The sequence below is a fragment of the Nocardia vinacea genome, from assembly GCF_035920345.1.
GTDB lineage: Bacteria > Actinomycetota > Actinomycetes > Mycobacteriales > Mycobacteriaceae > Nocardia > Nocardia vinacea_A.
In genome coordinates, this window is sequence record NZ_CP109149.1 from 1,532,784 (window position 1) to 1,552,211 (window position 19,428).

The 19,428-nt window shown below is 65.2% G+C and carries 16 protein-coding genes and 1 pseudogene; 12 read left to right on the forward strand and 5 right to left on the reverse strand.

Features of this window, described 5'->3' with window-relative positions:
* Positions 1–21 precede the first annotated feature (21 nt).
* Entirely contained in the window at positions 22–1,065 is a 1,044-nt protein-coding gene (locus OIE68_RS07315) for a 2-dehydropantoate 2-reductase (protein ID WP_327098617.1), read from the forward strand.
* Positions 1,066–1,794: 729 nt separating this feature from the next.
* On the opposite strand, the gene OIE68_RS07320 is transcribed toward OIE68_RS07315, so the two are convergent.
* The gene (locus tag OIE68_RS07320; protein WP_327098618.1) at positions 1,795–2,580 is read right to left on the reverse strand and encodes an IS3 family transposase; all 786 of its coding nucleotides are present in this window, start codon (positions 2,578–2,580) and stop codon (positions 1,795–1,797) included.
* Between the two features lie 143 nt (positions 2,581–2,723).
* On the opposite strand from OIE68_RS07320, the gene OIE68_RS07325 reads away from it, so the two are divergent.
* The 5 genes and pseudogenes from OIE68_RS07325 (at position 2,724) to OIE68_RS07340 (ending at position 8,812) form a co-directional block, all read left to right on the forward strand.
* Positions 2,724–4,136: a family 2B encapsulin nanocompartment shell protein gene (locus OIE68_RS07325; protein ID WP_327098619.1), complete on the forward strand. Its 1,413-nt coding sequence runs from the start codon at positions 2,724–2,726 to the stop codon at positions 4,134–4,136.
* Complete coding sequence (locus tag OIE68_RS07330; protein WP_327098620.1) at positions 4,120–5,274, forward strand: polyprenyl synthetase family protein; 1,155 nt, start codon at positions 4,120–4,122, stop codon at positions 5,272–5,274. Before OIE68_RS07325 ends, OIE68_RS07330 begins: the two co-directional genes overlap by 17 nt.
* Positions 5,275–5,355: 81 nt before the next feature.
* Positions 5,356–7,734: an FAD-dependent oxidoreductase gene (locus OIE68_RS07335; RefSeq protein WP_327098621.1), complete on the forward strand. Its 2,379-nt coding sequence runs from the start codon at positions 5,356–5,358 to the stop codon at positions 7,732–7,734.
* Between the two features lie 570 nt (positions 7,735–8,304).
* Positions 8,305–8,457: pseudogene (locus tag OIE68_RS46990) on the forward strand (hypothetical protein); the annotation flags it as partial.
* Between the two features lie 58 nt (positions 8,458–8,515).
* On the forward strand, positions 8,516–8,812 hold the full coding sequence (locus tag OIE68_RS07340) for a hypothetical protein (RefSeq protein WP_327098622.1): 297 nt from the start codon (positions 8,516–8,518) through the stop codon (positions 8,810–8,812).
* A 336-nt stretch (positions 8,813–9,148) separates the two neighbouring features.
* On the opposite strand, the gene OIE68_RS07345 is transcribed toward OIE68_RS07340, so the two are convergent.
* The 3 genes from OIE68_RS07345 to OIE68_RS07355 all read right to left on the reverse strand — a co-directional run bounded on the left by OIE68_RS07345 (position 9,149) and on the right by OIE68_RS07355 (position 10,581).
* Positions 9,149–9,574, reverse strand: coding sequence for a DUF2871 domain-containing protein (locus tag OIE68_RS07345; protein WP_327098623.1), 426 nt, complete (start codon positions 9,572–9,574; stop codon positions 9,149–9,151).
* Between the two features lie 49 nt (positions 9,575–9,623).
* Positions 9,624–10,061, reverse strand: a complete 438-nt coding sequence (locus OIE68_RS07350; RefSeq protein ID WP_327098624.1) for a DUF4267 domain-containing protein — start codon at positions 10,059–10,061, stop codon at positions 9,624–9,626.
* Positions 10,062–10,197: 136 nt separating this feature from the next.
* Positions 10,198–10,581, reverse strand: a complete 384-nt coding sequence (locus OIE68_RS07355; protein ID WP_327098625.1) for an antibiotic biosynthesis monooxygenase family protein — start codon at positions 10,579–10,581, stop codon at positions 10,198–10,200.
* Between the two features lie 78 nt (positions 10,582–10,659).
* Between OIE68_RS07355 and OIE68_RS07360 the strand changes: the two genes are divergently transcribed.
* The 5 genes from OIE68_RS07360 (at position 10,660) to OIE68_RS07380 (ending at position 16,807) form a co-directional block, all read left to right on the forward strand.
* Complete coding sequence (locus OIE68_RS07360) at positions 10,660–11,148, forward strand: MarR family transcriptional regulator (protein WP_327098626.1); 489 nt, start codon at positions 10,660–10,662, stop codon at positions 11,146–11,148.
* Between the two features lie 750 nt (positions 11,149–11,898).
* Positions 11,899–12,174 (forward strand): Sec-independent protein translocase subunit TatA, encoded by a 276-nt coding sequence (gene tatA / locus OIE68_RS07365; RefSeq protein WP_040691476.1) that lies wholly within the window; start codon positions 11,899–11,901, stop codon positions 12,172–12,174.
* A gap of 104 nt (positions 12,175–12,278) precedes the next feature.
* Positions 12,279–13,232, forward strand: coding sequence for a twin-arginine translocase subunit TatC (tatC, locus tag OIE68_RS07370; protein WP_327098627.1), 954 nt, complete (start codon positions 12,279–12,281; stop codon positions 13,230–13,232).
* Positions 13,229–15,931 (forward strand): DEAD/DEAH box helicase, encoded by a 2,703-nt coding sequence (locus OIE68_RS07375; protein WP_419150748.1) that lies wholly within the window; start codon positions 13,229–13,231, stop codon positions 15,929–15,931. Before tatC ends, OIE68_RS07375 begins: the two co-directional genes overlap by 4 nt.
* Positions 15,932–16,081: 150 nt before the next feature.
* The gene (locus tag OIE68_RS07380; protein WP_327098629.1) at positions 16,082–16,807 is read left to right on the forward strand and encodes a DUF4333 domain-containing protein; all 726 of its coding nucleotides are present in this window, start codon (positions 16,082–16,084) and stop codon (positions 16,805–16,807) included.
* A 380-nt stretch (positions 16,808–17,187) separates the two neighbouring features.
* On the opposite strand, the gene OIE68_RS07385 is transcribed toward OIE68_RS07380, so the two are convergent.
* Entirely contained in the window at positions 17,188–18,159 is a 972-nt protein-coding gene (locus tag OIE68_RS07385; protein WP_327098630.1) for a 5'-3' exonuclease, read from the reverse strand.
* 89 nt (positions 18,160–18,248) lie between these two features.
* On the opposite strand from OIE68_RS07385, the gene OIE68_RS07390 reads away from it, so the two are divergent.
* On the forward strand, positions 18,249–19,376 hold the full coding sequence (locus tag OIE68_RS07390; RefSeq protein ID WP_327098631.1) for a Xaa-Pro peptidase family protein: 1,128 nt from the start codon (positions 18,249–18,251) through the stop codon (positions 19,374–19,376).
* Positions 19,377–19,428 lie beyond the last annotated feature (52 nt).

The window sequence follows — 19,428 nt, forward strand, 5'->3', positions numbered from 1 at the left end:
TCGCACGCAGGCTGGAACGGCGTGAGCGAGGTGGTAGCACCCGCTCGGGTGCTGGTCCTGGGCGCCGGAAGTATCGGGTCCTTTGTCGGTGGAAAGCTGGCGGCGGCCGGCGCCGATGTCACATTCGTCGGCCGGCAGCGGGTGCTGGACGAGATCAGCGCATCCGGGCTGCGGCTCACCGACCTCGACGGCGGTGATGTCGCGGTGGCGGGGGATGCAGTGCGGGTGTCGACCACGCCGGAGGATGTCGGGTCCGCCGATCTGGTGCTGGTCACGGTGAAGTCGGCGGCGACCGCGACGGCCGTGCGCGATCTCGACGGCAAGATCCGCCCCGGCACCGTGGTGCTCAGCCTGCAGAACGGGATCGGCAACGATGCGGTGATCCGCGAGATCCTGCCCACCTGTGTGGTGCTGGCCGGCATGGTGATGTTCAACGTCGTGCACCATCCCGACGGCCGGTTCCATCGCGGCACCGAGGGCGGGCTGGCGGTGCAGGACGATCCGGCGCTCGCACAGTTCACCGACGTATTCGCGCGTGCTGGTCTAGCACTGCGGCGGTCTCCGGACCTGCTGCCGGTGCAATGGGCGAAGCTGCTGCTGAACCTCAATAACCCGATCAATGCGCTGTCCGGCAGGCCGCTGCGCGAGGAACTGTCCGACCGCGACTTCCGGCGCTGCCTGGCCCTCACCCAGCGCGAAGCGCTGGCCGCGATGCACAGGGCGCGAATTCGCCCTGCCCGGCTGACGCCGCTGCCGCCGGAGTGGATGGCCCGGCTGCTGACCGTTCCGGACGGGATCTTCCGCCGGGTCGCCGCGACGGTACTGGCCATCGATCCGGAGGCGCGCTCGTCCATGGCCGATGACCTCGAACTCGGTCGCAAGACCGAAATCTCTTGGTTGTGCGGGGAGATCGTGGGCCTCGGCGCGATGGTGGGGCTGCCGACACCGGTCAATCAGCGACTCATCGAACTGATCGTGGCCGCCGAACACGGCGACCGCCGCGACTGGACCGGACCGGAACTGTTGGAGGAACTGCGATCGGCGGCTGGCACAAAGAACCACTGATTTCGTGAGTACATGGGTAACTCCATGTACTCGCACCGAACTAGGGTGCGATGGGTGTCGTTGTCAAGAGTTGGCAGCGTTGGGTGTCGTTGGTTCAGAGAGCCTCTGAGCTGCGGATACATTGAAATTCTGCCCAGTTCTGGCTGTGATGTCGATTACTAGCGTTGGCGTGCGTGGGTTTCGTTGGTTGACGTCAGCCATTAAATGGCGGGTTTGATGACAAGCCGCGACGGCTGGCCAGCAACCATGCCGGACATGAGCGACCGGACGAGAGTGCAGTTTTGCCATCGCATGGGCGTCGATCCCTTCAGTTGCCCCTGTCGTAGGTTCGCGCCCTGGGCAGGGCACACAAAACATGGGCAACCGGAAAACGCCTGGTCATCGTGGGTGTTTATCCGATTTGACGTTCGGACGGATATGCCGTGTTGCAACTCCTGGACGCTATCCGGAGTTGCTGAACCCGCAGATCGCTGGAACGGTGATAGCGCTTGAGGAGAATCCTCAGACTTGCTCGCCGAAATTCCCAGGCGGAGCAGGGTTTGAGGCTATCAGGTTGGGCGGTGTAGCGGGACGATTATGTTGTCTGTAGGGATGCTGGGCCGGGCTGCTTCTAGGGTGGTGAGTAGCGCGACGATGGTGATCGCTTCGCCGCAGTGGGGGCAGTGAACCGCCCTGGGTTTGGTAGCAATGCTGATGTTCCCCGGGTTTCGTGGAGTCGGAATACTGGACTTAGGCCACGGGTTGGATGGATGACTGCATCATCTCGTACTCGATCGGGGATCGCATTCCGAGGGCCGAATGACGGCGTCGACGGTTGTGGAAGATCTCCAGGTATTCGAAGATCGCGTTGGCCAGCTCGATTCTGGTTCTCCATCGTTGCCGGTTCAGTAGCTCGGTTTGCATTCTGCCCCAAAAGGATTCGATGACTGCGTTGTCGTAGCAGTCGCCGATCGAGCCCATCGACGGGACCAGCCCCGACTGGCGGGCCCTGTCGGTGAAGGCCCAGGGCGTGAATTGCACCCCGTGGCCGGAATGAATGATCGTCCCGGCCCGCGGTGAACGGTTGGCGATGGCCATTCCCAGCGCGTTGGTCACCAGCGCGGCGGTCTGGGTCGAGTCGATCGACCAGCCGACGACTCGGCGGGAGAACGTGTCGAGCACGACCGCGCAGTACACCTTGCCTTCCCGGGGGTGATGCTCGGTAATGTCGGTGACCCACAACTGATTTGGCCGCGATCGCGTGAACGACCGGCTGACCAGATCGCCAGGCAACAGTCGCCGCCGCCTCTTGGTCCGCCCGGTCGCCACCAGCACCTCATCGACCGGATCCGGACCCACAACCCTCGTCAGCACACCCAGACCGATCCGATCAGTCAGCTGACCGGCCGCCTCCAACTCCGCCGCGAACCGGCACCATAGTCCGAAACCAACTGCTGCACAGCCGATCTCACATGCGGACCGAATCAGCACCAGTCCACGGCGTTGACCTGAGCAAACCTCCAAAGTTAACGGCATTGCTACCAAACCCAGGGCGGTTCACCGACACCGAATGGGATCGGCTCGAATCGCCTGCAACACACCGGCGATCTTGCTGAGATCACGTCATTGTGACACCGTCTGTCCCGTCTATATCTGTCTATTGTGAATGGTGGTGAGTCGTGCCAGAGTTCAACGGGCACAACGGCGCCGGGCAGCTCAGTCTGAGCACAGCGGCCGCGCGCAAGCTGTCGTCGACGACCAAGTCCGTACCGCAGATGCAGGGCATCACCCCGCGCTGGCTGCTTGACCAGTTGCCTTGGGTGGAGGCCAGGGGTGGTGCGTACCGGGTCAACCGGCGGCTGAACTACACGCTGGGCGACGGGCGACTGAACTTCCACGCCACCGGCAATGCGGTACAGGTCATTCCGGCCGAGCTGACCGAACTCCCATGGCTGCGGAATTTCGCCGATACCGACGCGTTGCAAGCCCTTGCCGACAGATTCACCCAACATGAATACGAACCGGGGGAAGTGTTGGTAGCGGCAGGCACTCAAGCCGACCAGCTCCATCTGCTCGTACACGGACGGCTCACCAAACTCAGCGAAGGCGAGTTCGGGGAAGAGTCGATCCTGGAAATCATCGCCGACGGTGACTATTTCGGCAACGAAGCATTGATCGGCCCCGAGAGTGCCTGGAATTACTCGATCAAGGCCACCACAGCCTGCACGGTGATGTCACTGCCAAAGTCGGCCTTCCAGGAGCTGCTCGAACAGTCCGAGGCACTGCGCGACCAGCTGGAGCGCTATCAAGCGACCAGAGGAAAATCGCAGAACGCTCATGGCGAGGCCGGTGTGGACGTCATGTCCGGTCATCGCGGTGAGGTTCCCATCGCAGGCACATTCGTCGACTATGAACTCGAGCCACGCGAATACGAGCTGAACATCGCGCAGACCATCCTTCGAGTGCACACCCGGGTCTCCGACCTCTACAACGAACCGATCGACCAGCTCGAGCAGCAACTGCGACTGACCATCGAAGCGGTGCGGGAGCGTCAGGAGTACGAGCTGGTCAACAACAAGGAATTCGGCCTGCTGCACAATGCGGACTTCAGCCAACGGATCTACACCCGTAGCGGCCCGCCCACTCCGCACGACATGGATCAGTTGCTTAACACCGTCTGGAAGAACCCCAGTTTCATTCTCGCCCATCCGGATGCCATTGCCGCCTTCCGCGACGAGTGCACCCGACAGGGCGTTTCCCCGGAAACCATCCACGTCCCCGGCGGTCGACTGTCCGCATGGCGCGGTGTGCCCATCTATCCCTGCTGGAAAATCCCGATCAGCGATCGGCGCACCACGTCGATCATGGTGGTGCGCACCGGCGAAGCGGAACGGGGCGTCATCGGTCTGCGCAAGACCGGCCTGGTCGACGAGTACGAGCCCGGCCTGAGCGTGCGGTTCATGAGCATCGACGAGAAGGCGATCGTCAACTACCTGATCACCTGCTACTACTCGGTGGCCGTGCTGGTGCCGGACGCCCTGGGCGTGCTGGAGAACGTTCAGCTCGGGAGCGCCCATGGCCCCCACCGCTGATGCGGACCCCTTCGCGCGCGCCCGTGAGCTGATCACCCCCGGCCTACAGGCAGCGGTGGACCAGATGAACCCAGCGACGCGCCAGGTCATCGGCTACCACTTCGGCTGGTGGGACGAACAGGGCCGTCCCCAGGCAGAAGGTGCGGGCAAGGCGGTGCGGCCCACTTTGGCGATGCTCGCGGCGCGGGCCGTCGGCGGCACCGCCGAACGCGCGACCAACGCGGCCATCGCGGTCGAGCTGGCGCACAACTCCTCATTGCTGCATGACGACGTCATAGACTCCGACCGCACCCGGCGCCACCGCCCCACCGCGTGGACGGTCTACGGCATACCTGCAGCCATCCTCGCCGGTGACGCCCTGGTAACACTGGCTACTGAGGCTCTCATCGCCGACAGGCCGCCGCTGGCCACCGAGGGGGTGCCTCGACTCAATGCGGCACTGCTGCGGGTGGTTGACGGCCAAGTCGCCGACATGGCGTTCGAAGGCCGGTCTGACGTGCGGCTCGACGAGTGCATCGAGATGGCCGGCAACAAGACCAGCTCATTGTTCGCCGCCGCGTGCGAGCTCGGCGCGATTGCCGCCGGAGCCACGCCACAACGAGTCCGGCAGCTACGCCAGTTCGGCGAGCACCTCGGCCTCGCATTCCAACTCGTCGACGATCTCCTCGGCATCTGGGGCGATCCGGCCACCACCGGCAAGCCCGTACTGTCCGACCTACGTACCCGCAAGAAGTCACTGCCAGTGGTGGCCGCCCTGGTCACTGGCAACAGCGCCGCCAGGCGGTTGGCCCAGCTGTACTATCGCGCCGATCCGTTGGACGATGCCGATCTGCGGACCTGCGCCGAGCTCATCGAGCAGGCGGGGGGACACTCTTGGGCACGTGCGGAAGCGCAGCGCCAACGCGATGCGGCCCTGAAGTGTCTACGGGCGGCGAATCCGGAGTCGAAAGCCGCAGCGGAACTAATGTCCATCGCGCAACGGCTCAGCGCTGTGCCCAACACGACTGGGCCCAACACGACGGCACTGGATATCACCGACATCACTGGGGCGATCCCCGTGCGCCCCAACGGTTTCGGCACCGCCACCGCACGGCAAGCTGTTGGCAGGCGCGCGACGGTGACTACCTCTGCTCTGTAGTTCGGCGTGGGTTTCGTTGATCGGGCCGATATCCGCTCACGCGCGACCCCCATCGCGCTCGACGATATGGAAGGAATACAGATGGCTCCGAGTGTTGCGGTCATCGGCTCCGGTGTGTCCGGTATGACTGCAGCCTACTTGCTGCGCAACAAGTTCGAGGTCACCGTGTTCGAGGCAGACTCCCGCCTGGGCGGTCACGTCGACACCCGGCATCCCGAACCCGGCTGGCCTGCGGAGATGGCGTTCGCGATTGCCAGCACCATCCACTACCCGAACTTCACCCGGCTAGTGAAGGACCTCGGAGTGGCGACTAAGCCAGTGGACGTGTCCACGGAGGTGTCGTGCTCCGACTGTGGATTCGCCCACCGCAGCGACGATCCCATGGAGCTGGCCAGCCTCCCGTGCCGCCCACCTGGCGTCAGCGAACACGTCTGGCACCGATGCGTCGAGGACTCCAAGCGATTCGTGTCGCACCTGCGAGAGGCCATTCACGCCGAGCCGGACACCACCCTCGAGCAGTTTCTGCTCAAGGAAGAGTTTTCCACTTACTTCGCTGAGCACTTCGTCTACCCCCGGTTGCGGGTATGGCTCCTGACGGACCTCAGGTACACCCCCATCGGGTATCTGACCAACGTGCTGGACCGCTACGGGCTCCTCGGCGGTGCCGAGGCATTCCGATCCTGGTACGTGCTGTCCGAAGGTAGTGCGGCCTACATCAAGCGCATCGCCGCTACCGTGACCTCGATCAAAACCTCGACACCGGTACGCGCGGTCAGCCGTACCGGCGACGGAGTCGCCATCCGGGACGCCGCCGGGAACATCCACCACTTCGACAAGGCCGTGCTGGCCTTGCACGCCCCGCAGGCGCTCGCCTTGCTCACCGAACCCACCGCCGAGCAACGGTCCGTGCTCAACGCGTTCGACTACACGCCGCTCGAGGCGGTGCTGCACACGGACGAGAGCATGCTGCCCACCGGATCAGGCAGCGCCGGTGTCGCGATCCAACTGTCCTGTACTAACCCACATCTGCCGCCGCTCACTGCCCACGCAAACATGAATCGAATGCGCGGTGAGACATCGTCCACGACGTACTGGGTGACCTACGACCCCTTCACTCCGGTGAATCCGGCCAGTGTGCTGGCCCGTGAGGTCTTCCGCCACCCGACCATGACCCTGCGGTCCGCCGCGGCCCAACGCCGCCTGCCCGCGCTGTCCGATCACGTCCTCGCCTTCGCGGGCTCTTACCATGGCGACGGCTTCCACGAATCCGGCTGCGCCTCGGGGGTCGCGGCGGCGGAGGCACTCACCGGCAAGGATGCCGAGACCCTGTTCACGGAAGCAGCGTTCAAGGAAGCAGCATCCCCGAGCGTGCACACCGCGAATCGAACCCCGGACCGGTCCCGGCCCAAGCCACGGGGCCGCGCGGTACGCCTCCCGTCGACAAGCCGCCCTCCGATCAGGCACCTTCGACCGCCCGGCCTTGACGTCCTTCACTTCTCCGGGCGCCGCGCCCTTGCCGCCGTCCCCGACGCCGGCCACCGCGCGATGGTCGCCAGCGTCCTGGCCTCCGGCCTGGTCGACGAAATGATCGCCCGCACCGCGGGCTTCGACCCGCCCATCAACCTCGCGCAGGTCCGCGCCAACGTCAACATGCTCACCACCGAGTTCGAGGCCTTTGGCGTCACCGTTCCCGCTGCCACCACCAGGGACCTCACGCAGATGCGCGCCCTGCTGGTGCCCGTCGCCGACGACGCGCTCGCCCTTGCCCTCGACCGCCTCTGGGTATTCACCCTCAACGTCGACGATGTGTGCTGCCACGATCCCGTGGAAGCCGAAGCCATCATGCGGGACGGCATGCTGGCTGGGCAGTCCGCATCATCGTCGTACACCGAATACATCCAGCACATGTTCACCGAAGTCGCGCGGTTCTGTGATCCGACATTCCTAGCCGTCTACAAGACCTTCTTCTACAACGCGATTACCGGCGTCCTCATGGAGGCAGAGTTCACGCCGGAAGCGTCCGACGAGATCGACAGTGACTTCGTCCGCACTTTCAACGGCTACGGCCAGTTCTGGTTCACCTCACTTCAGTTCATCGACCCCTGCTTGAGCGCCCACCGCAATCGGGCATTCTGGTCGGCGGCGCTGAGCTCCGGTGAGGCGTTTCTCAGCGACATGAATGACGTCCTGTCCTTCTACAAGGAGGCGGTGCATGGTGAGGACTTCCTCGTCAGCAGGATCTATCGCCGCTCGGTACAGGAGAACATTCCTTACCTCGCCGCCTACCGCAGGAGCCTCGACGGCGGCCGGGCCGCCTACCGCCGAATCCTGGATCTCGCCACTGACGAGCAACGCCCGCACCTAGACCGCTTCTTGACCGGCTACGTGTACTGGCACTTCCACTGCCGTCGCTGCCGCTGGCAGGACATCTACCCTGGCCTGCCCCCGATCGACATCTAATATGTCGGCGGTGTGGAAGGAGAACGCATTGCCACCGCCCAGGCGAAGGCGCTTGCCGCACTGTTGAAATGGCAAGCGGACCATTGCGACGTCGACCGGTGCTGAATTTAGCGCGCTGACGACTTGGTTCCTGGTCTCGTGCTGCTAGAGGTTTGTACCAGGGTAGCCGTTTGACCTGTGCGTCTTCAGTGTGCGCGAAATCGCGTATGAACGACGAATAGTGCCTTTGAGGAATCGAACCTGCGACGCCAAAAGTCGCCTTAGCCTGCGGAAACACTGTCGCAGGTAAGTGCTCTCGGCAGGACACGCAAAACATGGGCAACTGAAAAACGCCTGGTCATCGTGGGTACGTATCCCGTCTGAGGGGTCGCGATGCCCTGCGGGTGTTGGTCAATCGGCCCCAACTTTATGGTGCCCGGGGCGCGGCGCGTCGAACACGGGAACGCGGACGACTTCGGGCTCGGCGGGATTGCTCGTGTCGAAACATGGGGATTGACGCGGCCGTGTGACCGCGACCCGCGCTGTGTGCGCTCGAATCCGTAAACGTTGGGGCCACTTACGATCAGGGGTATGGCAGTCGAATCTTCGGACGCCCTGGTGGTCGGCGTGCTGGATCTCTTTGTCGACACGTCGACTTGGCTGGACCTGGCCAAGCGTCGCGACGGCCAGCGGTTGATCCGACCACTACAAACGTTCGTGGAGGAGGGCCACGTCCAGTTGTTGGTGCCCCAGGTAGTCGTGGACGAGTTCGAGCGGAATCGCGAGAACGTCCAAAAAGATGATGACCACGAGTCTGACCGAACGTTTCAAGGCCATCCGGCAAGAACTTGCCGCCTATGGGGACATGGACTACCGCAACGAGGAACTCAGACTGTTCGACAAGTGGGCGCATCAGGTGACACTCAGCGGTGCCTTGACCACTCGGAACTTCGACGATATTCGCGCACTGCTGGGGGCGGGCAAGCGAATCGAGCCTTCTATCGGCGACCAGGAGCGGGTGGTAGCGACAGCAGGTGATCCGCTGGGAGAACATGTTCCAGATTCGTTATGCCGACCGATCATGGCGACGGCAAACTGAACGTCCCGAAATGCCGAATTGAGGACGTTTCGGGTTCGCATGAAGGACGGCTCGTCGTGAGATGCGTCCGGAGCGTCGTGTCGCCCGCGCCCGTCGAGGACCCACCGGTCGATCAGAATCGGCGGGCCAGGGCCGGCGACCGTCGCGGAGGACCGCGATATGGGTGACGCGGAACCGACCGCCTGCCGGTGGCACGACCTCGGCCTCGTGGGCGCTGACTAGGAACGGTTCGGATCGACCGATGTGCAACATGGACATGTTGAGCTCGTTCCCTCCTAGGCAATGACGAAAAGCACAGTGTGCGTGCGGTATCGGGTGGACCTGTGATGCCGGAGGTCAGGAGGGGGCCATCTCTTCTCGGCGGGCTGTGATGGCCTGGTGCACGGTGAGGAAGAACAGCGCGAATCCGATCGTCAGCAGGATGTGACCGCCGCCGGCCAGGTGCGACAGCGGCTTGTATTCGCCGTACCCGAGGACGGTCCGGGCACCGATGATGGTCATGCACGCCACCATCCAGAGGACACCTGCGTTGTAGAGGGCGAAGAACCAGCGATAGGCGCGGGTGTTCGACAGGGCGAGTTGGTGTTCGAGCACCAGGACGATCAGGAAGAACAGTGTTCCCAACGCCAGCAGGTGGGTGTGGACCACGGCGAGTTCGGTCTTGCCGGTGAACTGGTGGGTTTTGGTGAGTTCGCGGTAGAACAGGCCTGACGGCAGTCCCAGTGCGGTGTAGCCGACGGCGGCCCAGTAGAGCTGTTTCATCGAGTCCTCGTTCGTGAAATATGGTGCGGTCGTTCGGGGCGTGCAGAGGTCAGGCGGGCTGCGCGGCGGGCGCCGGGGCGGCGACCTGCTGGGCCTTGGGCGCCTTGCTGGTTTCGCGGAGGATCAGCAGGCCCGTGACGGCGATCAGCGCCGAGGTCAGGCCGTGGACGCCGAACGCGGTGGCCGTGGAGCCGTGGTGGGCCAGGACGTTGATCATGTCGCCGACCGGGGCGACGGCCGTCATCAGCAGGACCCAGCCCAGGGCGTGGCGCTGGCCCGTCACCAGCAGGATGCCCGTGCCCAGGCCCATCGCGAGTTCGCGGCTGCCCTTCACGATGAGGAAGCCGCCGCCGTCGCCGGCGGGCACGTTCGGCAGGCCGAAGCCCTGGGCGGCGGTCCCGGGGGTCAGGACGAACGAGATCGCGAGGTAGAAGGTGAACAGAACGACGGCGGTGGCCAGGACGGTGTTGAGGGTCTTGCGCGACATGATTGTTCTCCAGTGACGTTGTAACGGTGAGCTGTTGTCCGACAAGGCATTCGGCCCTGCCGAGGGGTAATGCCCGGCCGCCTGCGCTCGCGTGCGAGTCGGCCGGGCGTCGAATCTTCGAGTCAGCGTTCGGCGGTCACTGGGACAGCATGTCGCCGGGTGCCAGTTCGAGGGTGAGGTGGTAGATCATCGGCCGTGCGGTGAGGTCGAGGCCGTCCTGGATCCGCAGCGTCAACTCACGCCATTCCGGAGTGCCGAGGGCGTTGCGCAGGGCGGTGCCGCTGTCCCAGTCCCCGACGTTGACGAACACCACCTCGTCCGCCTCACCGGCCGCCTGGAACATCCGGGTTCGGCGGAAACCGGACGCGGCCGCCATGTACTGGGCACTGTCGCGCCAGCGCTGCAGGAACAGGTCCCGCTGTGCCGCGGGGACCGACATCGTGTTGATCACTGTGACCGGGGCGTCGGTGTCAGGGACGGTCGGGGTGGTGGGAACGGCGGGGTTGGTTGGAATCGGCATATTGTCACCGTAAGAGACAATATTCTTAGATGTCAATACTGTTATGTGGCAATCCTGTTGAGTTGCTAATGTGAGGTCATGGTGAACCAGCCGCTGGACTCGCGCGCAGTCTTCTTGTTGTCGCAGATCGGTCATCACGTGGCGTACCGGTTCACCGAGCAGCTGGCGCGATTGGATCTGGATCCGGCCCACTTCGCGGTCCTGGGCAACCTGGCGGTTGCGGATGGGCGCAGTCAGCAGGAACTCGCTGATCTGCTGCGGGTGCACCGCAACGCGATGGTCGGATTGGTCGACGAGCTAGAGGAGCGCGCACTGGTGACCCGGCGCCCGCACCCGGTCGACCGTCGCGCACACGCGGTCCACCTCACCGATCACGCGCGCGAGGTACTCGGGACAGTCCAGGCCGAGGCCGATGCACTGGAATCGGAAATCCTCGCACCACTCGAGGACACCGAGCGAACCCTTTTCCTTCCGCTGCTTCATCGCATCGCCGCGCACGCCGACCTCCCCGCCGGTATACACCCCGGCCTGCAACGACGGCGCCGCGCACGCCGAGAATCACGGTGAGCTCAGCCCGCGAAGCTTCCCCTGCGCACCGGACCCTCCTCAGCGCCGGCCCCCGGGCCCGAAACGCCGCGCATCATCGACACCGCCGGGACGATGCGTCATGCGCTGGTCGTCGGGGAGTTAATGCACGACGGCACCAGCGCGGTGGCCGGCACCAGCGGCTACTACATCGACCCGATCGCCCCGCTGGGCTGACTTCAGTAAGGTTGAGTGAGCGATAATGCCGCATATCGGTCGTTCGGGAACGAAGCGTTCGCCAATCGACAGCGCAATAACCTATTCCACTTCTGTTCCGAAGTCGGTGGTCCCACGACTGGCAACGCGGTGGTCCCACAACAGGGGTGGCAAACGACAGAACGCGCCGCACAGCCGGACCCATCCTCCGTCTTCCCCTGCACCCCGCCGTCTTCGCTGGCCTCGGCCCGACCGGGCGAGACCAACACACCACGTCATTCAGCACCGCCCTACACACGTCGGCCGAATTCTTGACGACTAGATGGCAATTGGCCACAGAACGCACGGTACGGTCGGCACCATGACCAGCGGCGATACGTTTAGAGAGCACACTGGTAACTCGTCGGGTACGCCCAGAAATGAGCACACTGGCCGACCGTCGGCCCGGTATGAAACCGTCGACGTACTTACGTCCGGCAAAAGGCTCGGGGAGGCGGGGGAGCGCACCGACGCGGGCGTTCTCGCATGTCATAGTCCGGTAGCATCGGAGCTACCACATTCTTTGGAGGTTTAATTATGGGCAGTCTGAGCATCTGGCACTGGCTGATCATCGCCGCGGTCTTCGTGATGTTCTTCGGCGCGAAGCGTATGCCCGATGCCGCCCGCAGCCTGGGCCGCTCACTGCGCATCTTCAAGAGCGAAGTCAGCCAGATGCAGAACGAGAGCAGCAGCGCACAGGCAAGTGCAGCACCGGTGCAGCAACCGGCCGCCGAACTGCCGCAGGCCTCGGCCGTCCAGCCGACTGTCGCGCAGCCGCAGGCCGAGCCCCAGGCCCAGCCGAAGTCGCTCTGAGCCCAGCCTTGCCGCCGGGGTGAGTAGCGAACTCGCTCCGGGCCTAGTGCTGTTGCCCGCCGACCGCTGCGGGCACCTTCGACCCCAGGGGCCAACACACCACCATGCGAATCCCGTTCGATCCCCGGCGCAGTAAGCGCAGGACGAATCCCGACGGCACCATGTCGTTGGTCGAGCATCTGCAGGAGCTGCGCCGTCGGCTGCTGGTCTCGATCGCCGCGGTCGTCGTCACCACGCTGTTCGGCTTCTTCTGGTACGCGCACACGATCTTCGGCATCGAAAGCCTGGGATCGCTGCTGACCGGACCCTACTGTTCCCTGCCCGCCTCGTCGCGAGCCGTACTCACCACCGACGGCGCCTGCCGTCTGCTGGCGACCGCGCCCTTCGAGCAGTTCATGCTGCGGTTGAAGGTCGGTATGACGGCGGGCGTGGTGTTGGCCGCTCCGGTGTGGCTGTATCAGATCTGGGGCTTCATCACTCCCGGTCTGTACGCGAAGGAACGCAAGTACGCGGTCGGATTCGTCACCTCCGGTAGTGCGCTGTTCGTGACCGGCGCCGTACTCGCGTATTGGGTTGTCGCACACGCGTTGAGCTTCCTGCTGAATATCGGCAACAACGCGCAGATCACCGCCCTGAGCGGTACGCAATACTTCAGCTTCATCATCCAACTGCTCGTCATTTTCGGTGTCAGCTTCGAAATCCCGCTGCTGGTAGTCGGATTGAATCTGGTCGGCGTGCTGCACTACGACAAGCTCGCCAAGTGGCGACGCGGAATCGTCTTCGGGCTCTTCGTCTTCGCTGCGATCGTGACCCCACAGGATCCGTTCTCCATGCTGGCACTGGCGCTGGCCCTGACCGTGCTGTTCGAGGTCGCCATCCAGTTCTCCCGGATCAATGACAGGCGGCGCGCACGTCGGGAGGCCGACGCATTGGCGGCACTTTCGGATGAGGAAGCCTCCACGGTCTCCGGTCCCGAGCCGATCAACTCCGCCGATTCGATCATGGAACCCCCGGAGAAATCGGCGCGACCCGTGTCGGACTACTCCGATACCCTCTGACCGTGACGTATCACCAGTCGCAGGCGGGCGAGCTGGCAAAGTTCTCCGCCGAGCTGACTTTCGGGTTGGACCCCTTCCAGCGCAATGCCTGTAAAGCCCTCGAGGGCGGGCACAGCGTGCTGGTCTGTGCCCCGACCGGCGCGGGTAAGACCGTCGTCGGCGAATTCGCGGTGCACCTCGCGTTGGCAGCGGGCGGAAAGTGTTTCTACACCACACCGATCAAAGCGCTGTCGAACCAGAAGTTCGCCGACCTGACCGATCGCCACGGGCGCGACCAGGTCGGACTGCTCACCGGTGACCAATCGATCAACCCGGGTGCGCCGGTGGTCGTGATGACCACCGAGGTGCTGCGCAATATGCTCTACGCCTCCTCGGACGCGCTGCGCGGACTGTCCTATGTGGTGATGGACGAGGTGCACTACCTCGCCGACCGCTTCCGCGGCGCGGTCTGGGAGGAGGTCATCCTGCATCTGCCGCCGGATGTGCGGCTGGTCAGCCTGTCCGCGACGGTCAGCAATGCCGAGGAATTCGGCGCGTGGATGGAAACCGTGCGTGGCGATACCGCAGTGGTCGTCGACGAGACCCGCCCGGTGCCGCTGTGGCAGCACGTCATGGTCGGTCGGCGGATGTTCGATCTGTTCGATACCAACTCCAGCGAGCAGAAGGTCCTGGTCGACGAGGATCTGGTGCGCTATATCCGCCACCGTGAGGCGGCGGACCGGATGAACGGCTGGGGTGGACCGCGCGGTCGTGGTGGCAACCGCAACTTCCGGCCGTTGCCGCGACCGGAGGTGCTCGCCAAGCTCGATGAGGAAGGGCTGCTGCCCGCGATCACCTTCATCTTCAGTCGGGCCGGATGTGATGGAGCGCTTGCCCAGTGCCTGCGTTCGCGACTGGATCTCAGCCGTGACGACGAAGCCGGAGAGATCGACGCGATCATCGAGAAGCACACCGGGGATCTGCCCAAGGGCGATCTGGAGGTGCTCGGCTACTGGGAGTGGCGCGAGGCGCTGCATCGCGGCCTGGCCGCGCATCACGCGGGCATGTTGCCCGCCTTCCGGCATACCGTCGAGGAATTGTTCGTGCGTGGTCTGGTGCGGGCCGTATTCGCCACGGAGACACTGGCTTTGGGCATCAATATGCCCGCGCGGACGGTGGTGCTCGAGCGGCTGGTCAAGTACAACGGCGAGTCGCACGCCGAGCTGACGCCCGGGGAGTACACGCAGCTCACGGGTCGGGCCGGGCGGCGCGGGATCGATGTCGAGGGCCATGCGGTGGTGCTGTGGCAGCCCGAGGTCGATACCAGTGCGGTCGCCGGTCTCGCATCCACCCGGACCTATCCGCTGCGCAGTTCGTTCCGACCGGGCTACAACATGTCGATCAATCTGATCGATCGGATGGGCGCGGACGAGTCGCGGGCACTACTGGAGCGGTCTTTCGCGCAGTTCCAGGCCGACCGGTCGGTGGTGGGGCTGGTGCGCGGGATCGAGCGCAATGAGGGTCAGTTGCGCAAGTTGCGCGATCAGCTCGGCGGCGAGGACGGCGGCTTCCTGGAATACATTTCCCTGCGCGAGCGGATCAAGCAGCGTGAACGTCAGATCGCGCAGCAGAGTCGGGCCGATCGGCGCGGGGCCGCGGTCGACGCGCTGGTGTCCCTGCGGCGCGGCGATGTGGTGGCCATTCCGTCCGGGCGGCGAGCCGGGCTCGCGGTGATTCTGGAGCCGGATGCCACGCCGGGGGATCCGCGTCCGCTGGTACTGACCGAAGACAAGTGGGCGGGTCGGGTATCGGTCGCCGATTTCCCGGTGCCCGCGAAGACGCTGGGGCATATGCGGCTGCCACGCAAGATCGATCACCGCACGGCACGGACTCGGCGCGACCTGGCGTCGGCGTTGCGCAGCACCGGGATCTCGGCGCCGGGCCGGCCGCGGCGCGCTGACCGTTCGCAGGCGGGCGAGGACCGCGAGCTATCGACATTGCGGCGCAGTCTGCGTTCGCATCCGGCGCATACGCGGCCCGATCGCGAGCAGATGAGCCGGGTCGGCGAGCGCTACAACCGGCTGCTGCGCGAGACCGAAACGATGCGCCAAAAGGTTGCCGCGACCACCAATTCGCTGGCACGCACCTTCGACCGGATCCTCGGCCTGCTCGAGGAGCGCGGGTTCGTGGACGCGGGCGAAGTAACCGCCGACGGACGTCGGCTGGCCAGGATCTACGCCGAAAGCGATCTGCTGGTCGCCGAATGTCTGCGGCAGGGGCTGTGGCGCGGGCTCGGTCCGGCCGAATTGGCGGCGGTGGTTTCCATTCTGGTGTACGAATCCCGCCAGGAGGGCGGCTATCTCGGTGCCAGCGGGCCGACCGAACCGATTCGCCGGGCCGTCGGCGCGACCGTCGGCGTGTGGAGCGAGTTGCGCTCCGATGAGGCACGGCACAAGCTGTCGCCCACCCGTGAACCGGATCTCGGTTTCGTGACAGGTGTTTACAAATGGGCGCGCGGCGATGGGTTGGCCGAGTCGTTGCTGGCCAGCGGTGATCAGAACACGCCGCTGTCCGCGGGCGATTTCGTGCGGTGGTGCCGACAGGTCATCGATCTGCTCGATCAGATCCACGGAACCGCCGACGATGTGGAGGTCGCCGGGACCGCGGCCAAGGCCGTCCGCGCGATCCGACGGGGTGTCGTGGCCGTGGACGCCGCGTAGCCGATTCGATTGTGATTTGATTTCTTTCGCGTACCGACCGTGGCGGAGGAGTCGGACAGGATCGCGCCTCATATCGGACTGGTCCTGTTGTGCGACGAGTCTCACGCGGGGGGCTACCGTGTGTATAACGATGCGAGTGGAGGCAACCAGATGAGCGGCCCGTACGGACCGAACGACGCCCCTGGTCCCGGGGAGGGACGCAATGATCCCACCCAACAGTGGGGTGGACAGCAGGCGCCCGGTGCAGCCGGGCCGACCCAGCAGTGGGGTGGCACCCCACAGGCGCAGCCGACCCAGCAGTGGGGCGATCCGAACGCGCAGCAGCCGCAGTGGGGTCAGCCGAATCCGCCGAGCCAGCCGAGTCAGCCGCAGTGGGGTCAGCCGAACCCGCAGAGCCAGCCCAGCCAGCCGCAGTGGGGCCAGCCTCAGCCCAGCCAGCCGAGTCAGCCGCAGTGGGGGCAGCAGCCGACCCAGCAGGACTGGTCGGCGCAGCAGGGACAACAGCCCTGGCAGCAGGGCCAGCAGCAGCCGTGGCAGCAGCAGACCCCGCAGCCGAGCAGCGGCGGTAAGAGCAAGGGCCTGTTCATCGGCCTAGGTGTGCTCGCGCTCGCCGTCATCGGCGCCATCGTGGTGCTGGTGCTCGTGCTGACCAGCAAGGACGAACTCGACCAGGCCGCCGTTCAGGACGGCGTCAAGAAGGTGCTCTCGGATTCCTACGGAATCCAAGACGTCGCTGATGTCTCCTGCCCCTCGGGCCAGCAGGTCGAGGTCGACGCGACCTTCACCTGTGACCTGAAGGTCAGCGGCGAGCAGAAGAAGGTCACCGTCAAGATCACCAAGGACGACGGAACCTACGAGGTCGGCCGCCCGAACTGACGGTTCTTCGGTCGGCAGGTCGGCGAGCGGGCGTCGGTGGGGCGGCCCCGCTGCGCGGGCTTGGTGGGCGAGCGCGGGTACCTCGGCGCGGCGACCAGCTTCTGCCCGGGTAGCTCCAACTACTGAGTCGAGTACGGCGTGTCGGGTCCCTGGTTCCCGGCTCTTGTCGATCGGGCGGTCGGCGGTGTCGCGACGGGCAGGTGCGAAGCACGCTTTCTGCTTCCCCGGCCTGGAGCCGTACTACGAAGCCGCCGCTCAGGATTCGTGGCGGCGCACGGTTGTGGCGCAGAGGTAGTGACGGCCTCGCAGATGCTGCGACCTATGCGAGGTCGTTACTGGGTATGCGAGGCCTCGTGCTTGTGCGGTAACGATCGGTGCCGTCACGCCGAGTGTGCCGCGGTCAGTGCCGCGATCAGGCGGGTGATGGGGCTTTCCGCGTTGTAGGCGGTGGCCAGTTCGCGGAGACGGTCCGGGTCGGCGGGGGTCGTGGGGAGGGTGTCGGGGCAGGAGAGCTCCACATCGGCGTCGCAGACCACGCGGGTGACCGGGGCGGCAGCCTTCAGGTAGGTCTCGGCGGCGCGGAGTTTGGCGCGGATGCCCTGGGCCATATCGGCTGCGGGGTCGTCCACGGCTGCGGTGAGCGCGTCGAGGGAGCCGAAGCGGGAGATGAGCATCGCGGCGGACTTCTCGCCGATGCCTGCGACGCCGGGCAAGCCGTCGGAGGAGTCGCCGCGCAGGGTCGCCATGTCCGCATAGGCAGGTCCCGCATTCTCCAGTGGCACACCGTATTTCGCGGACACCTCAGCGGGGCCGAACAATTCGGCCTTGGCCAATCCGCGACCGGCGTAGAGCACGCGCACCGGCGGTGCCGGATCGTCGCGGACGAGTTGGAGCAGGTCACGGTCGCCGCTGACGACCACCACCGGATCGGTGCGCTCGCGGGTGGCCAGGGTGCCGAGCACATCGTCGGCCTCGAGTCCGATCGCGCCGCCGGTGGCGATGCCGGCCGCTGCGAGCACGTCGAGGATCATCTCGACCTGCGGGGGCAGGGTGTCCGGGACGTCCTCGGCGCCGGGTGCCGCATCGGCGGTGGTGTCGAGGCGGTGGGTCTTGTAGGTCGGCACCAGCGCCACCCGGAATGCGGGGCGCCATTCCAGGTCCAGGCAGACGACCACCCGGCTCGGCTTGTGCTTGGTGATGAGCGAGGCAACCATATCGGTGAAGCCGCGCAGGGCGTTCACCGATCGACCGTCGGATGCGGTGATCTTCTCCGGAATCGCGTGGAACGCACGGAACCACAGGCTCGCGCCATCGAGCAACAGCAGGGGCCCACCGGAAGTCGCAGTGTTCACGCCGCTGAGGCTACCTGTCCGCAACGACAACCTCGGGTGATCGGTATTCGCATTCGTGTTGATGTCGCTGACGGGTAACGTCGGACGGTATGAGCTCGCACACGGAGTCCCGATTCGCGGCGGATGTCTATGGTGATCGACTCGAGCGGGCGGTGCAGTTGATGCGCGCCGCTCATCTGGACGCACTATTGATCACGCCGGGGCCGGATCTGCGCTATCTCATCGGATCGGCGGCGGAGTCTTTCGAGCGACTGACGTGTCTGGTGATCACGGCCGATGGCGCGACGCCGTCGGTGGTGATTCCGAAGTTGGAATTGGCGTCGCTGGAGGGTTCGGCGGCGGGTGAACTCGGTTTGCAGGTGCTGGACTGGGTCGACGGTGTCGATCCGTATCAGCTGGTGAAGTCGTCGTTGCACGTCGGCTCCCGGGTCGCGGTCACCGATGTCATGCCGGCATTGCATCTGCTGCCGCTGGCCGAATCCGTCAGTGGACTGCCCACTTCGGCCACGCCGGTGCTGCGGGAACTGCGAATGATCAAGGACCAGGCCGAAATCGAGGCTTTGCGTCGTGCCGGTGCGGCGATCGATCGGGTGCATGCGCGGATGGGTGAATTCCTGCGCGTCGGGCGGACCGAGGCCGAGGTCGGCGCGGATATTTCGGCGGCGATCGTCGAGGAGGGGCACACCGAGGCGGCGTTCGTCATCGTCGGCAGCGGTCCGCACGGTGCCGACCCCCACCACGGCGTCTCCGATCGTCGCATCGACGCCGGAGATGTGGTGGTTATCGATATCGGCGGCCCGGTCGACCCCGGCTACTACTCGGACTCGACCCGCACCTACGTCCTCGGCGAGCCCAAGCCCACCGTGGCCACGCAGTTCGGGGAACTCGAGCGCGCCCAAGCCGCCGCCGCCGCGGCCGTCCGCCCCGGTGTCACCGCCGAATCCGTCGACGCTGCAGCGCGAAACCTGTTGACCGAAGCCGGTTTCGGCCCCGCCTTCGTCCACCGCACCGGCCACGGCATCGGCCTGTCGGTCCACGAGGAGCCCTACATCGTCGAAGGCAACAGCCTGGTCCTGGAACCCGGCATGGCCTTCAGCATCGAACCCGGCATCTACTTCCGCGGCGATTGGGGCGCACGCATCGAGGACATCGTCGTGGTCACCGAAGACGGCTGCGAGTCGATGAACCAGCGGCCGCATGGGTTGACGGTGCTCTGAGCACGGCGAAATACCCTGGGGTGCAATGACTTCCAGGTGAGGTCTGCGTTCG